Source organism: Pseudomonas sp. GW821-FHT03C07 (assembly GCF_059420925.1).
Genome location: NZ_JBWKUQ010000020.1, coordinates 101,626 through 118,044 on the forward strand (window position 1 = coordinate 101,626; position 16,419 = coordinate 118,044).

13 protein-coding genes are annotated in these 16,419 nt (G+C 64.4%); all 13 read right to left on the minus strand.

The window, feature by feature from the left end; translation table 11 throughout:
- Positions 1-126: 126 nt before the first annotated feature.
- Entirely contained in the window at positions 127-3,387 is a 3,261-nt protein-coding gene (locus AC07VG_RS27875; RefSeq protein WP_495022253.1) for an ImcF-related family protein, read from the minus strand.
- 40 nt (positions 3,388-3,427) lie between these two features.
- Positions 3,428-4,642: a type IVB secretion system protein IcmH/DotU gene (icmH, locus tag AC07VG_RS27880; RefSeq protein ID WP_495022254.1), complete on the minus strand. Its 1,215-nt coding sequence runs from the start codon at positions 4,640-4,642 to the stop codon at positions 3,428-3,430.
- Positions 4,642-5,979 carry a type VI secretion system baseplate subunit TssK gene (tssK, locus tag AC07VG_RS27885; protein WP_495003155.1) on the minus strand — a complete coding sequence of 446 codons (1,338 nt, stop codon included), beginning with the start codon at positions 5,977-5,979 and terminating at the stop codon, positions 4,642-4,644. The genes icmH and tssK overlap by 1 nt, the downstream gene beginning before the upstream one ends.
- Positions 5,972-6,481, minus strand: coding sequence for a type VI secretion system lipoprotein TssJ (gene tssJ / locus AC07VG_RS27890; protein ID WP_495022255.1), 510 nt, complete (start codon positions 6,479-6,481; stop codon positions 5,972-5,974). The genes tssK and tssJ overlap by 8 nt, the downstream gene beginning before the upstream one ends.
- On the minus strand, positions 6,468-8,396 hold the full coding sequence (locus tag AC07VG_RS27895) for a type VI secretion system Vgr family protein (protein ID WP_495003153.1): 1,929 nt from the start codon (positions 8,394-8,396) through the stop codon (positions 6,468-6,470). The genes tssJ and AC07VG_RS27895 overlap by 14 nt, the downstream gene beginning before the upstream one ends.
- A 16-nt stretch (positions 8,397-8,412) precedes the next feature.
- On the minus strand, positions 8,413-8,802 hold the full coding sequence (locus AC07VG_RS27900) for a DUF4280 domain-containing protein (RefSeq protein ID WP_495022256.1): 390 nt from the start codon (positions 8,800-8,802) through the stop codon (positions 8,413-8,415).
- 81 nt (positions 8,803-8,883) lie between these two features.
- The gene (gene tssG / locus AC07VG_RS27905) at positions 8,884-9,885 is read right to left on the minus strand and encodes a type VI secretion system baseplate subunit TssG (RefSeq protein WP_495022257.1); all 1,002 of its coding nucleotides are present in this window, start codon (positions 9,883-9,885) and stop codon (positions 8,884-8,886) included.
- A complete protein-coding gene (gene tssF / locus AC07VG_RS27910; protein WP_495022258.1) occupies positions 9,870-11,735 on the minus strand; it encodes a type VI secretion system baseplate subunit TssF in 1,866 nt (621 codons plus the stop codon). The genes tssG and tssF overlap by 16 nt, the downstream gene beginning before the upstream one ends.
- Complete coding sequence (locus AC07VG_RS27915; protein WP_495003149.1) at positions 11,728-12,222, minus strand: type VI secretion system baseplate subunit TssE; 495 nt, start codon at positions 12,220-12,222, stop codon at positions 11,728-11,730. The genes tssF and AC07VG_RS27915 overlap by 8 nt, the downstream gene beginning before the upstream one ends.
- Before the next feature lie 67 nt (positions 12,223-12,289).
- Complete coding sequence (locus tag AC07VG_RS27920) at positions 12,290-12,763, minus strand: Hcp family type VI secretion system effector (RefSeq protein ID WP_495003148.1); 474 nt, start codon at positions 12,761-12,763, stop codon at positions 12,290-12,292.
- 76 nt (positions 12,764-12,839) lie between these two features.
- Positions 12,840-14,300, minus strand: coding sequence for a type VI secretion system contractile sheath large subunit (tssC, locus tag AC07VG_RS27925; RefSeq protein WP_495003231.1), 1,461 nt, complete (start codon positions 14,298-14,300; stop codon positions 12,840-12,842).
- Between the two features lie 68 nt (positions 14,301-14,368).
- Positions 14,369-14,884, minus strand: a complete 516-nt coding sequence (gene tssB / locus AC07VG_RS27930) for a type VI secretion system contractile sheath small subunit (RefSeq protein WP_495003147.1) — start codon at positions 14,882-14,884, stop codon at positions 14,369-14,371.
- Positions 14,885-14,913: 29 nt separating this feature from the next.
- Complete coding sequence (gene tssA / locus AC07VG_RS27935) at positions 14,914-15,930, minus strand: type VI secretion system protein TssA (protein ID WP_495003146.1); 1,017 nt, start codon at positions 15,928-15,930, stop codon at positions 14,914-14,916.
- Positions 15,931-16,419 lie beyond the last annotated feature (489 nt).

Below are 16,419 nucleotides of genomic sequence, written 5' to 3' on the forward strand. Positions count from 1 at the left end.
CGCCCCTGGAGTGGGCTATGGCTGACCATGCTAAACAGTCGTCGGCGCATCCGACATAGGACATTTCCACAGACCCATTGTGAAACTGACCTTCATCTTGCGGGACGGACCAAATACCTACAGTCGCTATGTCGAGGGGCATCGGAAATCGCTGAGGATCTTGCGGCCAAAGGGATGGTCAAGGCTGGCACTGCGCAATTGCAGCACCACCTCGACGTCCTCGAAGCCCAGGGTCAACCAGTAGCCCTCCCCACTCGGCGCCGGCACCAGCCGCCCCTGTTCCATAAAGCGGAACCAGGCCCAGGGCCCTTCGGCCGAGCGCACCAGGCTACGGCCGTCGATCAGTGTGACCACCATCCTCAATTGACTACCCAGGGCCCGGGTTGGCCAGGTGAACAGGCTGGGCCGGATCGGGCCGTGGGCATAGTTGAGTTGCAGCTCGTCCAGGCTCAGGCGCACCTGGGCGATGCTTTCAGCCATGGACACAGGGCTGAGTTCGAAATCGACCCGCGCGACGTCGGAGGTGCCGGGGAAAAACGCCCGACGAATCTGCTCCGCGCGCCGGAACTGTGCCGCCACCGGGCCTTCCAGTCGCGTGACGTCCGGATGACGCTGTTGAAAATCCTGCAACAGTCCGGCAGGAGCGAACAAGCGGTTGAAGTCGGCCAGCGATAGTTGCTCTCGGGCCTGTCGGTCAAAGGGATAGCGCTGGGCGAGCAGGCGTGAACATTCGGGGTTCAGTTGCTGGTTCAGGCCGACGCCGACTGTCACCACTGTCTGCAGGTGCACATGTTGCCGGCCAACGCTGACGATATCGGCAAACAGCGGTTGCAGCATCGACGGCAGCTTGTCGATCTGCCGTTTCAATGGCTCCAGACCGTCCACCGGCGGGCTCGGCAAACCCAGCGCCAGTGCCTGCTCCCGGGCCTGCAGGTAAACCGCGGCCTGGGCCAGGGCTTCGCGCAGCGCCTCGAGCGGGGCGCCAGCGCCTTCGCTCAGCTGCTGCAACGGCGCAAAGTGCCGATTGACGGGGTGCTCCTCGGCATCAAGCGTAACGGGGAGCTTGCGCACCTCCGGGGAAAGGCTGGAGGCCAGTGACGAAACCTGCTGCAGCGCCCTGTCGAGCAGTGGCTGCGGGGCCTCGCTGAACGCCAGGTGGGTTTCACGCCCTGCCGCGCGCAGCAAGCTGAACAGAGCCGAGTCGGCCCGCGCCAGTCGCTCGAGCCTGAGAGCCAGGGACTCGGGCTGGTCGAGGCCGACCAGTTGCAGGTCCGCGAAAAAACGCTCCCAGTGGCGGATATAGTCCTGTGCATAGAGCGCGGACACTTCGTGGTACAAGGTCGGCGCGTCCAGTCGCGGGCCCGCGCCCATGACCCAGTCGTCATCCTTGAGCGTCTCGGCCACCAGCAATGGCAGACGGCTGAGCAGCCGCTCGTATCCCCTGGGACTGAAGCGTGGCGGAACACCTCGGTTCAAGGGGGCACCGCTGCGGCGGGCAAGGCTCAGCAGGCCCTCGCTGCCACTGACGGCGACGACACTGAAATCCTCGCCATCGGCATTTCCCAACCTCTCGCTCAATCGAGCGTACAGCCGCTGCTGTTGCGGCACGCGGCGCAGATCTTGACGCACCTGCTCGACCCACTGCGGATCGACACTGATCACCGGGCCCTTCGCCAACAGCGGTATCAGCGCCTGGACATGAACCTGCAATTGCTCGCGTTGCGTCGGGGCCAGCGACTGCGCGAAATCGCCCTGCACCTGGGCCGACAACCAGTCTTCGAAGGCTGTCGCGTCGAAGCGGCCCTGGCCGCCCAGCATCAGGTAAAACCGCAAGCGCTCCAGGCGCTCGTTGTGCAGCCCGTTCGGCGGGGAATGTTGCAAGGTGTGCACAACACCGGGGAGTAACTCATTGAGCAGCGCGCCCTCGTAAAGACTACGAGTCAGGTCCAGCAATCGCTGATACTCGCTCAACCAGAAACCGGGCTGCAGCCAGCCGCCCGTGGGGAGATAGGCCAGGCTCCTGAAGCGCGCCAGACGTTCGACCAGCGCCGGCGTCGCATACGTCCCGGCAGCGCTGGCCGGCAACGCCGCGAGCAACGCTTGCTGCTCGGCCAACCACTGCAACTGCCGGGTCTGCTGCCAGTAACCGTTACCGAACAACGTCGCCGACAGAATGACCAGGACACTCGACCCGAGCGCAAGAAACCAGCGCCCCCGGCCAGCCCCCAGAAGCAAAAACCCCGGCCAGCGAGTGTGACGCCGACTCTGCTGCAAGCAGCGAACCAGCCGCTGGCTGGCAGCCAGGGCGCCCGGTTCGACGCGCAAGTGAGCGCTGCAACGTAACGATTGCAGATGCACCTGCGAGACCCGCGGCTGCTCGAAAAACGCCGTCCGCAGATAAGGCTGCAAGACCTCGCCGAACTGTCGCCACAAGCGCGGAAAACCGTAGAGCTGAACCCGCGCCGAGGTCTGCACTTCCCTCTGCAAACGCTCGGGGAGTCCGTCCTGCACCGCCGCGAAGGTGCAGGCCAGACGTTCGGCCAACACCGCCAGGTTCTGTCGGTTACGCCCATGGGCAAAGGTCAACGCCAGGTCCCGCGCCTCGGCCGGCAAGGTCAGCAGCGACGCTTCGAAGCCCGGCAAACGATCACAATGGCTGACAATCACCTGCACCGGCAGGCCGTGACCGAACTCGGCGGCCAGCTCTTCCAGACGTGCCCGCAGGATCAGCGCCTGGGCATCGCGGGCAGCGGGGGCCAGGCGTAACAGATGCACGACATTGAGCACCAGCACCGCCCCGGCGACACGGATCCCCTGGCGGCGCGAATTTTTCAGCTCATCGAGCAAACAACGCCATAGCTGAACGCAACTGGGGTCTGCCTGGGCCAACAGCGCCGCACTCACGGCCATGACCGAAAAGGCGCCGATACGCCTGGTCTGCAAGTCATCCGGTGGCGACTCCCCGCCCCCACGCGCCCGCCGCCCCTTTTCGCCCATCAGGCTGCGCTTGCCGGCGCCCGCCGCCCCCAGCAGCAGGAAGACCGGACCGCCCGAACCGGCCTGGCTTTCCAGGCGCCAGCGCTCCAGCCGTTCACGCAAGCGGCGTTCCCGAGCACAAGGTGGGTCCAGCCCCTGCAAGGTCTTTTGCGCCGCCTCGGCATGGCACAACTCCCGACGCTTGCGCTGGCGCCGGGTCCACCAGAAATAAAGCAGCCCACCCAGGTACAACGGCCCCAGCAACAGCCACTGCTGCCAGTCATGCGCCAACGGCGAGACCCCATCGATGGACAAGCGCGGACCCTGACTGCGCACCAGCAGGGTCAACAGATAAAGGCCGGCCGCCAGCGGAAGCAACCGCAGCAGGTTTTTCAGCAATCTCAGGAGCATGGTGGCAGTCATCCAGCGGGGGGCAAAGAGAGGGCGCGCCCTATGGCACGACGACGTCGGTCATCACCGACTCGAAGACAATTTCCACCCGACGATTGCGTGCCCGATTGTCCACGCTGTCATTCGGCACCCGTGGTTCACTGGCGCCACGCCCCAGGGCCTGCACACTCGCCTGAGCGGCCGCCTCGCCGAACATTTCCGCCTGCACGGCACGGGCACGCCGGAGCGAGAGTTCCTCGTTGGAGACCTGCCCCTTGCCGACCGGCGTGTCGTCACTGTGGCCGATGATCCGAATACGTCCCGGCCGATCCGCCAGCACCGTGGCGATACGCTGCAAGGTCGCCCTGTGCCGTGGTGCGATCACACTGGCACCTGGTGCAAACAACTCCGTGGTCCCGAGCAGCAACCGAACGCCGTTGGCCTCGCGCTTTAGCGTCAACCGCCCGGCCTGGAGGTCCTCAGCCAGATGTTCAGCCAGACTCTCGACCAACGAGGGCCGTCGCGGAGGAACATAAGGGCCCGTGTCCATGGCCGCCAAGACCCGCGCGGCGTTACGCAATTGCCGCTCGGAACGCACTTGCACGTCATATGCGGCCACCATCGTGAGGATCGGCGACAGCACCAGCAGAGCGTAAGCGCCCCAGAGCAGGGCACGCCGCCAGCGCTGCCTCAACTGCACACGCCTGGGCACCGAACGCGGATAACGCTCGCGGTACAGGCGCAAGGTTTCGTAAAGCTGGGCACGCTTGAGAGCCAGGATCGACTGGCCTTCGCGCTGGATTCGATAACGCCCCTCCAGGCCCAGCGCCAGGCACAGGTACATCAGTTCGAGCAGTGCCAGGTGCTCCAGCGGCCTGAGCTGTGCCTCATCCAGGAAAGCGAAGAAGCCTTCGCCGCCCTCGCTTTCCTGGTGAAAGGTCATCAACAGGCTCTGCTGTGACCAGGCGCCGCGGGCCCATTCGCTGCTGGCGATGACCTCATCAAGCAAGGTGCACAGGGCATAACGGGCGCGCCGCACAGTGTGCTGCTCGATACCACAAGCCAGGGCCTGCTGCTGGAAGGTCCGCATCAGCGCGATCAGCCGCAGGCGCAGCGTCGGCAAGTCGGGCTGGCGCGTCAGGCGCTGGAACAGCACCACTTCATACAGCAGATCGTCAGCCAGCACGCAGAGGTTTTCGTCGACCGACGCCGGTCGTGCCTGAACACCCTCAGCGGTGCTTTTTGGCAATCCGGGAGCCACCTTGGCGAATGCCATCACGCCTCCCTGATGGCCCAGAACGCCAATTGCAGTCCCGGAAACGAACCGGCCACATGCAAGCCGAAGCCGCTGGTGTCCACCAGGTCGGACCACAAGGGATGATCGTTCGACAGCTGGAAATAGCTGAAGCCGGGATAGTAAGGCAGCTCCCGGGGAGCCGTTGGCAAGACCTGGATCGCCAGCCCGGGCAATTGCAGATTCACCAGGTCGTGCAGGCGCTCGGCCGGGCCGATCTTCAAGCGACTGGGGAAATTTTTGCGCAGTTCTTCGTCGGGCACCTGCGCGCGAACCGCGAGAATGAAACGCGCCGCCTGGTACAGGTGGATGTCCGGCACCTGGGCAAAACGAAAGCCAAAGGCCCCAGGCTTGAGAGCCAGGGCGACCACGTCGGCGCTGGCCAGCGTACTTAACGCCTGCAACAGATCCTGGATCAGCGGTACAAAGCTTTCACCCAGGCGGTCATGGCGATACGGCGGATAGGCCCGGGGGCGCTTGCGCTCCTGGCAGAAAATCGCCAACTCGCCCGCCAGCCGCACCAGCTCGCGGTACAGCAACTCAGGATGCAGCGCCGGCTGGCTGGCCAGGTGCAGCAACAGACTTTCGGCGCGGTTGATGCTCTGCAGCATCACATACTGCTGGATCTCCGTCATCCCAGCGAGCCCGCCCTGGCCCAACCCCTCGGCCAGGGCCGCACCACGTTGCCGGGCCCGGGCGATCAGTTCGTCGACGGAACGCGCCAACACCGGCGAACAACGCCAGGCCAGCAGCGGCGCCACCTGTTGCCGGTCGAGCACCACCAGGCCGGCAGCCGTGCGTTCCACCACCCGGGCCACCCGCAAAAAGACATGGGAGGCGGCTACATCGGCTTCCCGCGCCAGTTTCAGGTTCAGGCGGCTGACCTGCACACAGGCCGGTTCGCCACCTTCGCTATTGGCATCGGCCAGCAGGATTTCGCTGACCCGGTAACGCGCCAGACTGGTGTCCCCGGCGGCGATTTCAGTGTCCGCCGCCCCAGGCCGATTGAGCGCCAGGGCCAGCACCAGTTGCACGTCACGCGCGTTGTCGGCCAGCGGATAACGCAGCCGGAGCAACTCTTCGTCCGTCAGGGCGAAGGGGCTGCCATCGGGCATGATCCCTTCGCAGACGCTCAAGGCCAGGGTGCCCAGCGCCAGCTGCGCGGCATCGATTTTCAGCGCGGCAAAGCCCCAGCCATGGGGTTGCACGGCGCGCAGGACCTGCGCCAGCCGGGCCCGGTAATGGCGCTCCTGCTGCTGGAAGTGTTGCGGCAGCAGGAACATGCCTTCGGACCAGACGACGCTATCGTGACTACTCATCGGCTTTCTCCTCCGGGGGCGCGGGCGTCAATGCCACGCGCTGGCGACCGATCAGCGCGGTCAGCCGCGAGGGCCGTGTCGGATCGATTTCGGCCCAGGCCCACCACTGGGCATGGTCGATATTGCGGTACTCGACCACCAGCGCGATAAACCGGGTGCCGGGCACCGGCAGAAACCCCTGCGCCTGCAACTGGCCTGGGCGTAGCAGCAATGACTCCTGCCAGAGCAGGTCACGGCCCAGCGCCTGCTCGGCCGCAGCCTCGGACTGGAACAGCTCGACCTGCTCCAGGCGCTTGCTGTCGGCCAGTTGCAGGAGCCTGACGATCACCGGCGACGGCCGACCATGCAGGTCGGGATTGCTGTCCAGCGCCGCTTCCAGGGACAACCCGATATGCGGTTCAGGTGCCGGCGGCTCGTCCGCCCAAAACCAGCTGCAGCCTGGTAGCGCCAACGCCAGCAGCAGGCACACGAGCCGTCGAAACACCGGCTTAATCACGACCATCGTCGGCCTCCTTGGGCTGCTTGACCGCCGCCGGTTTCGCCGCCTTGGCCGAGGCGGTGGCCGCGGCGGCACCGCCATTGATGTCGACCGCGGCCGAGCCGTCGAGGGTCACGGTCTTGCCATTGATCGCCACACCCGCGGCGCTGAGCACCAGGGTGCTGGCACCGACCTTGAGGGTCAGACTCTTGCCGGCTTCCAGCACGAGCTTGCCGTGGGCCTTGAAATCCATATCGGTCGCTGTCGACTGCCATTGGCCGGCAATCCTGCAGTGGCTGTCGCCACCGATATCCAGCGAGTGATCGGCATCGACCCGACTGTTGCGTTTGCCGCCCACGGACTCATGGAGATCGTCCTTGACCTTGAGCAACTGATTGGCGCCGACCGTCAGGTGCCAGTCGTTGCCGATGCTGGCGAAGGCATCGTTGCGCACCGTCAGGTCCTGGTTGCGCCCGGCATGGATCAGCAACTGCTCGCGACCGGCCTTGTCTTCGAAGCGCAGCTCGTTGTACACCCCCTGCTCGCCCAGAGACTGCGACTTGAGACCGCTACGGGCCGCCTGTCCCGGCAGTTCCCAGGGTGGCCGGTGACCGGCGTTATAGAGCCCGGCGGTGACCAGGGGCCGATCAGGGTCGCCGCCAAGAAACTCCACCACCACCTCCTGCCCGACCCGCGGCACGAACAGCGCGCCCCAGCGCTTGCCGGCCAGCGGCTGGGCGACCCGAACCCAGCAGGAACAGTGCTCGTTACGCTGCCCGCTGCCGTCCCAATGGAACTGCACCTTGATCCGGCCGAACTCATCGACCCAGATCGGTTCACCTGGCTTGCCAACCACAAAGGCCGTCTGTGGTCCGGCGATCAGCGGACGCGGCGTCTGGATCGGCGCGCGAAACACCTGGGTGGTGGGGATCGCCTCGACCTCGCAGTGCAACGGCTGCGTTTCATCCAGCTGCAAGGTCGCGGCCACGATCAGGTAGTCGCCGTTCTGCTCGGCGCGCGGGTGATCGACCAGGGTAAAACACTGTCCGGGCGCCAGATACGGCGACTGGCTGACACCCCGGCGCCACTGCTGGTTGGCATGCGCGGCTTCGAGCTGGATCCGCGCCTGGGCTTCGCCGGATTCGCGGCGGCTGAACCGCCCGGGAAAACCTTCCTGCCGATAGTTGCCATGACGGGATGTCGCCGCGCCAGCATGGCTGGCCGACAAGACGCTGGCCTCTCGAGTGCTGGCCTTGGTGAAATCGAAGTCCACCAGGCTGACCTCCCCGGGCCGCAGTTCAGCATGGGACTCCCAGACGAGCAGGCTGCCCGGGACCTTGTCCTGATTGGGCCGGTAGTTCATTTCACGCAAGTGCCGCACCGGCTTGTGGGCACTCATCGAATCGGCGATCACCAGCAGGTGGTCGTCGGCTGAATGCTCGAAAAAATAGTAGAGCCCCGCGCTCTCCAGCAAGCGGCTGCAAAAGGCAAAGTCGCTTTCGCCGAACTGCACGCAATACTCCATCGGCTCCGAGCATTCGGCCTGCCAGTCGAGGCTGCCGGGATAGTCGCCAAAGACCTCTTCGAGCACCTGCCTGAGGCTCAGGTTCTGGAAAATACGCTGGCGCCGGGACTGCGTCAGAAACCACAGCCAGGGCCTGAGGGAAAGCCGATAACGCGCCTCGCGCTCGACCCGGCCAATAGTGCTGAAGGCCGTGATGTAGCCGTGAAGGGAGCGCGCCCGTTCACCTTCGCCCCCGAGGCTCAGTGCCAACGGGTGGCCCAGCAGGTTATCGACCTGCAAGCCGTCGTCCGCGCAGGCCACGGTCAGCTCGTATTCGCCGAGCCGGCTCAGCCCTTCCCGGCCACTGAGCTCGAGCAACGACAGCTTGGCGTCGATGCCAGGCACCTGAAGAGCGTGGTAAGGATTTTCGGACATGGTGACAAGGACTCGCTCAGGTAATCGTGGTCTTGAGGGTGGCGCTGGTGTTGACGCGGATCTGCCCGCCCCAGTTGCACTGGCAGGTACAGCGGTTGTCCAGCGCCGGCAGCTTGGCAATCCGCGTCCGCGCCGCGCCGGGCTGCCAGGGGGTGGCCGTGGCGGGCACGCAGGGCATCGGCGTCAGCACGCCCATGGCGGCAGCGGTCGCCGCCGCGACCTGGGGGTTGGCCGGACTGCGGCACAAGCCGAAGGCAGGGATATTGACCAGGGGTTGATGATCGAGAATGTTCGCCGCCGGCTGGCCTTCGGCCGTGACCCGCCCCAGCGGCAGGACATTCAGGCGGGCCGGTGCGGCGCCAAACGAACAGGAAAGCAAGGCACCCATTACAACTTGTTGATTCATGCGTGCTCCAGACAGACATCCATGGAAAGCCCGTGCAGTGTCAATCAAGGGGGCGTCGTGGGGTATCGGATAACTCCTAAATCAGTCGGCGCTGGCCGCTGCAGATCGCCGCCAGCGGGCGGGCTCGAAACGCCATCCCGGCGCTGCTTCGCAGCCGTTGCCCAGCCAGCAGGCTCGTCCAAGGCCTTGCCGCGCGCCCAATTGCAGCGCGGGTCGCTGCGCCGGTTGCAGGCGCAGGTCGAGGTCCCATTGAAAGGTCGGGCCGACATAACACTCGACCAGTTGGCACAGCGGCTCGAAGTCGCGCCCGCCGGGCAGCAGATGCGGGTACTCCGCCCAGGACAACGGCCCCAGGTGCAGGCAGAAACTGTGCTGGATATTCCACAGGCGACGCCCCAGCAACGCCGCCCCGCCGAGCCGCGCCGACTCGCAACGCCGCCCCAGTTGCAAGCGTTCATCGCGCGCCAGGACGGCCCGATGCCGGCCCAGGGTACTCACCGCCACCGGCAGGCGCAGCAGATCCCGGACCAGGGCCAGCAAACCGGCGGCGCTACGGCGTTGATCGATAAACTGCGGGGCATAAAAGCGCGCTCCATCGGGCAACGCACCGATCTCACCCGGGGAGAACGCCGACACATAGTCGGCAAAACGGTCGTCGCCCGGGCGATCGGCCCAGACCACCGACCGCACCCGTGCCCAGCTTCGATAAAGCAAGCTCAGCAGGCGGTGGTGAAACACATCGAGAAAGTGCGCCAGGGTGCTGTCGCCATGGTTGATCTGACGCGACAGCACATCTTCGCTGAAATGCAGGGGCATCGGTCCGTTCGCCCCCGTTAGGCCGAAGAAGTTCACCGCCAGCAACGCGGCGCGGCCCTCACGCAAGCGCAACTGGGCGATCATCGCCGGTTCGAACGCCAGCGAGACGTGCTGCGCCAGGCGCAACGGGTCGTCGCCCAGGCGCTGCGCCGTACCCCAGCGCGGCGCATCGGGGTAAGTGCGCTCGAGCAAGCGCATCGCCGAGAAGAAATCGTAGCGCCAGGGCTGTGCGACCAGTTCGGGCGGTGGCGCTACCAGATCATGCATTGACCCGCCCTCGCCCGCCAGGTCTTGATATGGCCTCGGCCCACACTGTGCAACTCGGTCTGCATAAAGGCATTGAGCGCGGCATAACGGACAAAAAAGCGCTCCAGCGCGGCACCGAACAGATAGGTTCCGGTGCCTTCGCAGGCGGCGTCGTCGAGCACCAGGGTCAGGTTCAGCCCACGTCCGAAAGCCACCGGACCGGCACCGGGCAGGCGTCGGGTGACGACCTGCGCGCGCAAGGAGACGATGCCTTGCAGCAACTTATGCCCACTGCTGTCGTCCTCGGGCAGGTAATGCGCCAGCAGCTCGCGCAAGGCCTGGGCCCCGGCCGCCCCGTCGTGGTGAGCCAAGGGCAGGTAATTGCGCGACAGCTGGCGCACCACCTGCCATTGCCGATCGCCCTGGGACGGCGCGGGCAGCGGTCGCGAGGGGCCGGCCACACAGCGGATCGCCAGCACCGGGGCGCCCACATCGAGAACAAAATCGGTGTTGCCCGCCCCCAAAGGCAGGCGCAACGGCAGGTCGCGGTTGGAACACAGCACGTCCACCGCCAGACGCTGCAACTCGGCATCCGCCTGCAGTGCCAACACCAGGCTGGCGTCACAACCACGGTAACGCCGCTGCCCGTCGACGAAGCGTTGCGGGACGCGGCTGGGCGTGCGCTGCATCTGGTAGAAACCGGTCGCGCGAGCGGCGTTGGCGTCCAGCCCTGACGGGGCATACAGCGGCAGGATGACCTGGCGCTCCTTGGAGCCGGCGGCATAACCATGGACCGCCAGCACCTCCTGGATCTCGTAGGCGAGCGGCCACGCCTTGTCGACCAGCAACGGCAAGTCGGGCCGATAGGGGTCGACGACAATACGCTCGACCCGCTTGTTGAACAGATTGATCACCGGCGCACAGAACAACCCGAAGTGGCTGGCATTGAGTAGCGTCGACAACGGTTGTGACAGGGGCGCGAACACCACTACCAGTTCCACGCTACGCGCCGGGCAATTGCGCAACGCCGACCCCAACCCCCCGAGGCTGACAAAGCGCTCGCCCTCGGCGAAGGCGAGAAAGGTCTTCAGCCGCGCGCACACCGCGTCACTGTTCAACGACCGCGCATACTGGCTGGAAACCGGGTGCGCCGGCGGTTGGCGGATCTGTCCGGGATCGATCCACGGACTCCACCCGCCCTCGCCTTCGCCAGCACGCACGAACAGCCCCTCGGCGCGGGTCAGCAAGGCTTCCTGGACCGCCAGGGGCAGCGAGCCATCGCCGCGCAGGAACAGTGTCAGTTCCTGCAGCGCCAATTGATCGAAAGCTACCCCAGCCGTGGTCCGCAGGCGCAGGCGCAGGGCGCCACCGTCGTGCTTGAGCACGCTGGCGGGCAAGCCCTTGAGCAACCCGGCACTGGGCAGGTAATCCGCGGATTCCAACGCCAAGGGCCAGAGCGTCACCGGGCGCAGGCTGCGAAACTCGCAACGCGGGTCTTGCCCGCCCGCCTCCCCCACGGAGCGCACCACGCTATCGGCCGGCAAGGTAAACCCCGAGGCCAGCGACCCCTCCTGCAAATCCGGGGAAAACTGCAACACCGCCATGGATGGCACCGGCAGCAACTGTTGCGGCTGCACCAGTTCCAGCAGGCTCTCGGTGAAACGCGGGAATTCGGCTTCCATTTGCAATTGCACGCGGGCGGTGAGAAAACTCAAGCCCTCCAGCAAGCGCTCCACCGACGGGTCGGTCACCTCCTCGGGACGCAGGCCCAGGGTGGCGGCAATCTTCGGGTAGTCCTCGGCGAACTCGGCACCGGCTTCACGGAGGAAACTCAGTTCACGCTCGTAATGCCGCAGCAGCCGTTCATCCATGGACGGACAGGCGGTCGTAGGGCCGGACCCGCACCTCCCCGCTCTCGGTGTTCCAGGCAGACTCCAGGCGGAAAGTGTGCAACGCCTCGAGGCCGCGAATCTCGCCTTCGATCAGAAAATTCAGGCTGGCACTGCAGGGTGTCACCGGCAGCAGTTGCACCGCGACGCTGTAACGCAGAATGCGCGGTTCGAAATCCAGAACGATTTCACGAATGCGGTTCTCGAGCTTCTGTGTATCGATGCTCGACAGCACCACCCCGGCCAGGTTGCCCAGGCCGTAGTTGAGCACCGAACGGGTAACATGGGGCTGGCTGCCCAGTGGACAAACCGCCCCCAGCCCAGTGGCATTGAACAGCAGCCTAAGATCCCGGCACAGCTGTTCCAACTCCTGCTGCGCGCCAGCCCCGGCCCGGCGCCGGGTCATCTCGTCGTCCGGGTTGGTGGGACGCAACAGACGTTCGAGCAGCGGCGTCATGGAAGTGCTCATAAAATCCTCCCGAAAAAACCCAGGCACCGATGGATCGCACAGCGTTGCGCAATCCATCGGCGTTCGATCACACGGTCGTGTTGCTGAGCAGGTCGTAGCCCTTTTCAAGGGTCGCGACAGCCTTGCCGTCAACGAAGTGCTTGTACTGGTACTTGATGGCAGTGAAGCTGATCTGGAAGGTCTCGATCGGGCGGTCGCCGCTGCCGCTGATCGCATAGTTGCTGATGATCGGCGCATCCAGCGTGAACTCGACATAGGGTTCGTTCTTGCCCGTCGAACTGCCGCTGGTCTGGATGATGCGCAAGGTCGCCTCACCCAGGGACTTGCCGCTGACCGACTCGATAAACAGATTGGGCGAAGAAACGTCAGTGGTCTTGTTCAAGGTGATCTCGGTGACATGCCCGACGCTCGGCTCACGGTCATTGCCAATGGAGATGGAACGACCACTGCTGAACCCCCAGGAGTCGATTACGATCCAGTCCTTGTGATCCTTCTCCTGGCAGTTCCCCTTAATCTCGGTTTTGAACTTCAATACAATCATTCGGTACTCCAACATCTATTTATTTGAATGGTTAAGCACCTTTCCCGGGAGGAGGCCCCGGTCGGGCAGGAACCCCTCAGCCTTTGACCGAGGGCAGTTGAGAGACCAGGCGCAGGGATACGCTCAGGCCTTCCAATTGATAGTGGGGACGCAGGAAGAACTTGGCCTGGTAGAAGCCCGGGTTACCCTCCACTTCCTGCACCACCACTTCGGCACCCGCCAACGGCTTGCGCGCCTTGTCGGCGTCACTGGCGGTCGCCGGGTTATGCTCGACGTACTTGACAATCCAATTGTTGAGCCAGATCTCCATGTCTTCGCGCTCGCTGAAGGAGCCGATCTTGTCGCGCACGATGCACTTGAGGTAATGGGCAAAACGGCAGGTGGCGAACAGATACGGCAAGCGCGCCGCCAACTGGGCATTGGCGGTGGCGTCGGGGTCGTCGTATTCCTGGGGACCGTGCAGGGACTGCGCGCCGATAAACGCCGCCAGCGAGCTGTTCTTGCAATGCACCAGGGGCATGAAGCCGTTCTTGGCCAACTCCACTTCGCGCCGATCACTGATGGCGACCTCGGTCGGACAGGTCATGTCGACACCGCCCTCCTCGGTCGGATAGGTGTGTACCGGCAGGCCGCTGATGGCGCCGCCGGACTCGATGCCGCGAATCCGCGAGCACCAGCCGTACTCCTTGAAGGAACGGTTGATATTGATCCCCATGGCATAGGCCGCGTTGGCCCATAGATAGTTCTGCGCCTGGCCCTCGGTGACTTCCTCGAAGGCGAACTCCGCCACCGGCGCGGTGCGCACGCCATAGGGAATACGCCCGAGGAAACGCGGCATGGTCAGGCCGATATAGCGCGAGTCCTCGGAGCGCCGCAGGTTGCGCCAGGCGGCATGCTCGGGCGTCAGGAATAACTTGCTCAGGTCCCGGGGGTTGGCGAGTTCGCGCCAGGAGTCCATCAACATCACCGCCGGCGACGCCGCGCTGATCAGCGGCGCATGGGCCGCCGCGGCAATCTTCGCCAGCGACCCGAGCAGCTCGACATCCGGCGGACTGTTGTCGAAATAGTAATCGGCGATCAGCACACCGAACGGCTCGCCCCCCAACTGCCCGTACTCATGTTCGTAGATTTTCTTGAACAGCGGGCTCTGGTCCCAGGCCGCGCCCTTGAACTTCTTCAGTTCGCGGGCCACTTCGTCCTTGGCGACGTTGAGGAAGCGGATCTTGAGCTTCTCGTCGGTCTCGGTATTACTCACCAGGTAGTCGAGGCCACGCCAGGCCGATTCGACGGCCTGGAAGTCCGGGTGATGAAGGATGTCATTGACCTGCGCGGACAGCCTGGCATCGATTTCACCGATCAGCGCCTGGATGGTGCCGAGGGTGTCGTGGGCAATCAGGTGGGTCGTGCGCAACGCCTGTTGGGCCAGGGTCTGTACCGCATTTTCGATGGCTTCGCGCACCGGCGCGCCACGCGGTTTGAACTCGCGTTGCAGCAGGTCGTTGAATTCACTGGGCGACAGTTCGACTGTCGGCTCGATGCCGGACTGATTCTGAGAAGTGACGGACACGGATATTTACCTGTTTCAGGGAGCGATCATCGAAGGCATCAGTCTTCGGACTCGGCGGCCACCGGCTTGGCCTGGGCCAGCAGCGACTGCATCAGGGCCGGGTTTTCCAGCAAGCGCGCCATCAGTTGCTCGGCGCCGCTCTTGCCGTCCATGTAGGTCAGCAGGTTGGCCAGTTGATTGCGTGCCTCCAGCAGCTCCCGCAGCGGCTCGACATTGCGCGCCACGGCCCCGGGCGAGAAGTCGTCCATGCTCTTGAAGTCGAGGGACACCGCCATCTGCCCTTCCCCGGTCAGTTGGTTGGGGACATTGATCCGAACCTGGGGCTGGATGGCGGCCATGCGCTCATCGAAGTTGTCGATGTCGATTTCCAGGAACTTGCGCTCGGCCACCGGCGGCAGGTCGGCACGGTTGGCGCCCGAGAGGTCGGCGAACACGCCGTTGACAAAGGGAATCTCGACGGTCTTCTCGGCGCCGTACAACTCGACGTCATATTCGATCTGGACTCGGGGCGCACGGTTGCGCCCAATGAATTTCTGGCTGTTGTTACTGGACATACAGATAAACCTGAGCAGGGAGGGAAAGGTCAGTCATGGGCGATACCGCCCAGGGCATGCAGGTCAGCGAGGCTGCCTGGCACCAGTTCGGCGATCGCTTCGAGAAAACTCATGGTGGCCAGCCGCCGCGTCCTGGCCGCCAGCAGGGGCACCGGGCTCGACGGCTCGTGGTGGGCGTAGTAGGCGCAAATGGCATCCAGGGCGCGGACCACGTCGTCACGGGACTGGCAGACGCCGCTCCAGGCGCTCGGGACGCTGTTTATCCCCTCGCTGGCCGGCGTCTGCGGCAAGTCCCCGGCCGGCGATGGCAAGACGGCGCTGCAGCGCTCCTCGGCGACGCGGCACCACTTGTCCAGGGCCCGCCCGAGCGCCCCGAGCGGGGAAATACCGGGCGCCGCGGTTTTTTCCTCAAGGCAGGCGCCGATCCGCGCGATCAGCGCGACCAGCGCCCTCAACGAGCGCAGGTTCTCGAGCAACTCATTGCGGGCCGGGGATTCGACCAGGGCGATCAGGCGCGCCAGCCCCTGTGTCCGAGCCTCCTCCTGGGCGGATTCAGCGATGCAGGCCAGATCGGCCAGACGCAACGGTTCAAGGCCCATGGCACTGGCCAGTTGCTGACGTTTGAGCACCAGGACCACGCTGGTGGGCACCGCCAACTCGGCGAGAGTATTGAGCCGCATCAGCGGATCGTGTTCATCTTCGGCCAGGAGCTGAGGGTGAACGTCCTCCCAGCGCTCGCGCAACAGGCCATCGATCAGGCGCAGCCCGTCGACAAAACCGGATAACCCGTGCCACTCCAACAAGGCCCGCGCCAGGCAGACCGCAACCCGCAGATCGAGGGAATCTTCCAGCAGCGTCAGGCACAGCGAGCGCACCCGTTGCCAGTCCACGGGCGTGGCGGGATACACATGCTCGCCATATTGAACTTCATTGCCACCGTCTACTTCTTGTAACAGTTGAATGAAGTCCGCTCGGTATTCCAAGTTCGGGCCACAGGGTCTGTCAGCCAGGGTATTAATATAAGGAATCAGTTCTTCTATCGACATATTCCAGCCCCATGACAAATGCCCTTCAGGCATGTTTGAGCACAATCACCAGCGTTAAGCCCCGGCGCCTTGTGCACACGGCACGCCAGGGGCTGCGGGGATTCACTCTAGTCAAAGGGCGGGGCCGAAAACATAGGAATAATCCGAGATCGGATCACCACGAAGTTCCGTATCACCGGCGATAAACAAGGGAAGTTTGTAACGTGGAAATAAACAACCAAGCAGCAAACTTTATGACACGGCTTAAACATCTACCAAGTCGCGCGGGTGTCATAAAGCAGCTGGGAGAGCAGCGCGGTAAATCAGCGCAAGAAGCTCAGATGGTCATTGGTAAAAAACAGGCAAAAAAAATGCCCCGGCAAGCCGGGGCATTTTCTTTTGCTTCAAGGAGTTCAAGGGCCTTGAAGCGGTGTATGGCGCAGCGGACGGGACTCGAACCCGCGACCCCCGGCGTGACAGGCCGGTATTCTAACCGACTGAACTACCGCT

Coding starts and splice junctions, on each gene's coding strand:
- AC07VG_RS27915 (WP_495003149.1), bottom strand. CDS start 12,222: ATGAGCACTTCCATGACGCCGCTGCTCGAACGTCTGTTGCGTCCCACC.
- icmH (WP_495022254.1), bottom strand. CDS start 4,642: ATGGCATTCGCCAAGGTGGCTCCCGGATTGCCAAAAAGCACCGCTGAG.
- AC07VG_RS27895 (WP_495003153.1), bottom strand. CDS start 8,396: ATGTCCGAAAATCCTTACCACGCTCTTCAGGTGCCTGGCATCGACGCC.
- AC07VG_RS27875 (WP_495022253.1), bottom strand. CDS start 3,387: ATGCTCCTGAGATTGCTGAAAAACCTGCTGCGGTTGCTTCCGCTGGCG.
- tssG (WP_495022257.1), bottom strand. CDS start 9,885: ATGCATGATCTGGTAGCGCCACCGCCCGAACTGGTCGCACAGCCCTGG.
- tssA (WP_495003146.1), bottom strand. CDS start 15,930: ATGTCGATAGAAGAACTGATTCCTTATATTAATACCCTGGCTGACAGA.
- tssF (WP_495022258.1), bottom strand. CDS start 11,735: ATGGATGAACGGCTGCTGCGGCATTACGAGCGTGAACTGAGTTTCCTC.
- AC07VG_RS27900 (WP_495022256.1), bottom strand. CDS start 8,802: ATGAATCAACAAGTTGTAATGGGTGCCTTGCTTTCCTGTTCGTTTGGC.
- AC07VG_RS27920 (WP_495003148.1), bottom strand. CDS start 12,763: ATGATTGTATTGAAGTTCAAAACCGAGATTAAGGGGAACTGCCAGGAG.
- tssB (WP_495003147.1), bottom strand. CDS start 14,884: ATGTCCAGTAACAACAGCCAGAAATTCATTGGGCGCAACCGTGCGCCC.
- tssJ (WP_495022255.1), bottom strand. CDS start 6,481: ATGGTCGTGATTAAGCCGGTGTTTCGACGGCTCGTGTGCCTGCTGCTG.
- tssK (WP_495003155.1), bottom strand. CDS start 5,979: ATGAGTAGTCACGATAGCGTCGTCTGGTCCGAAGGCATGTTCCTGCTG.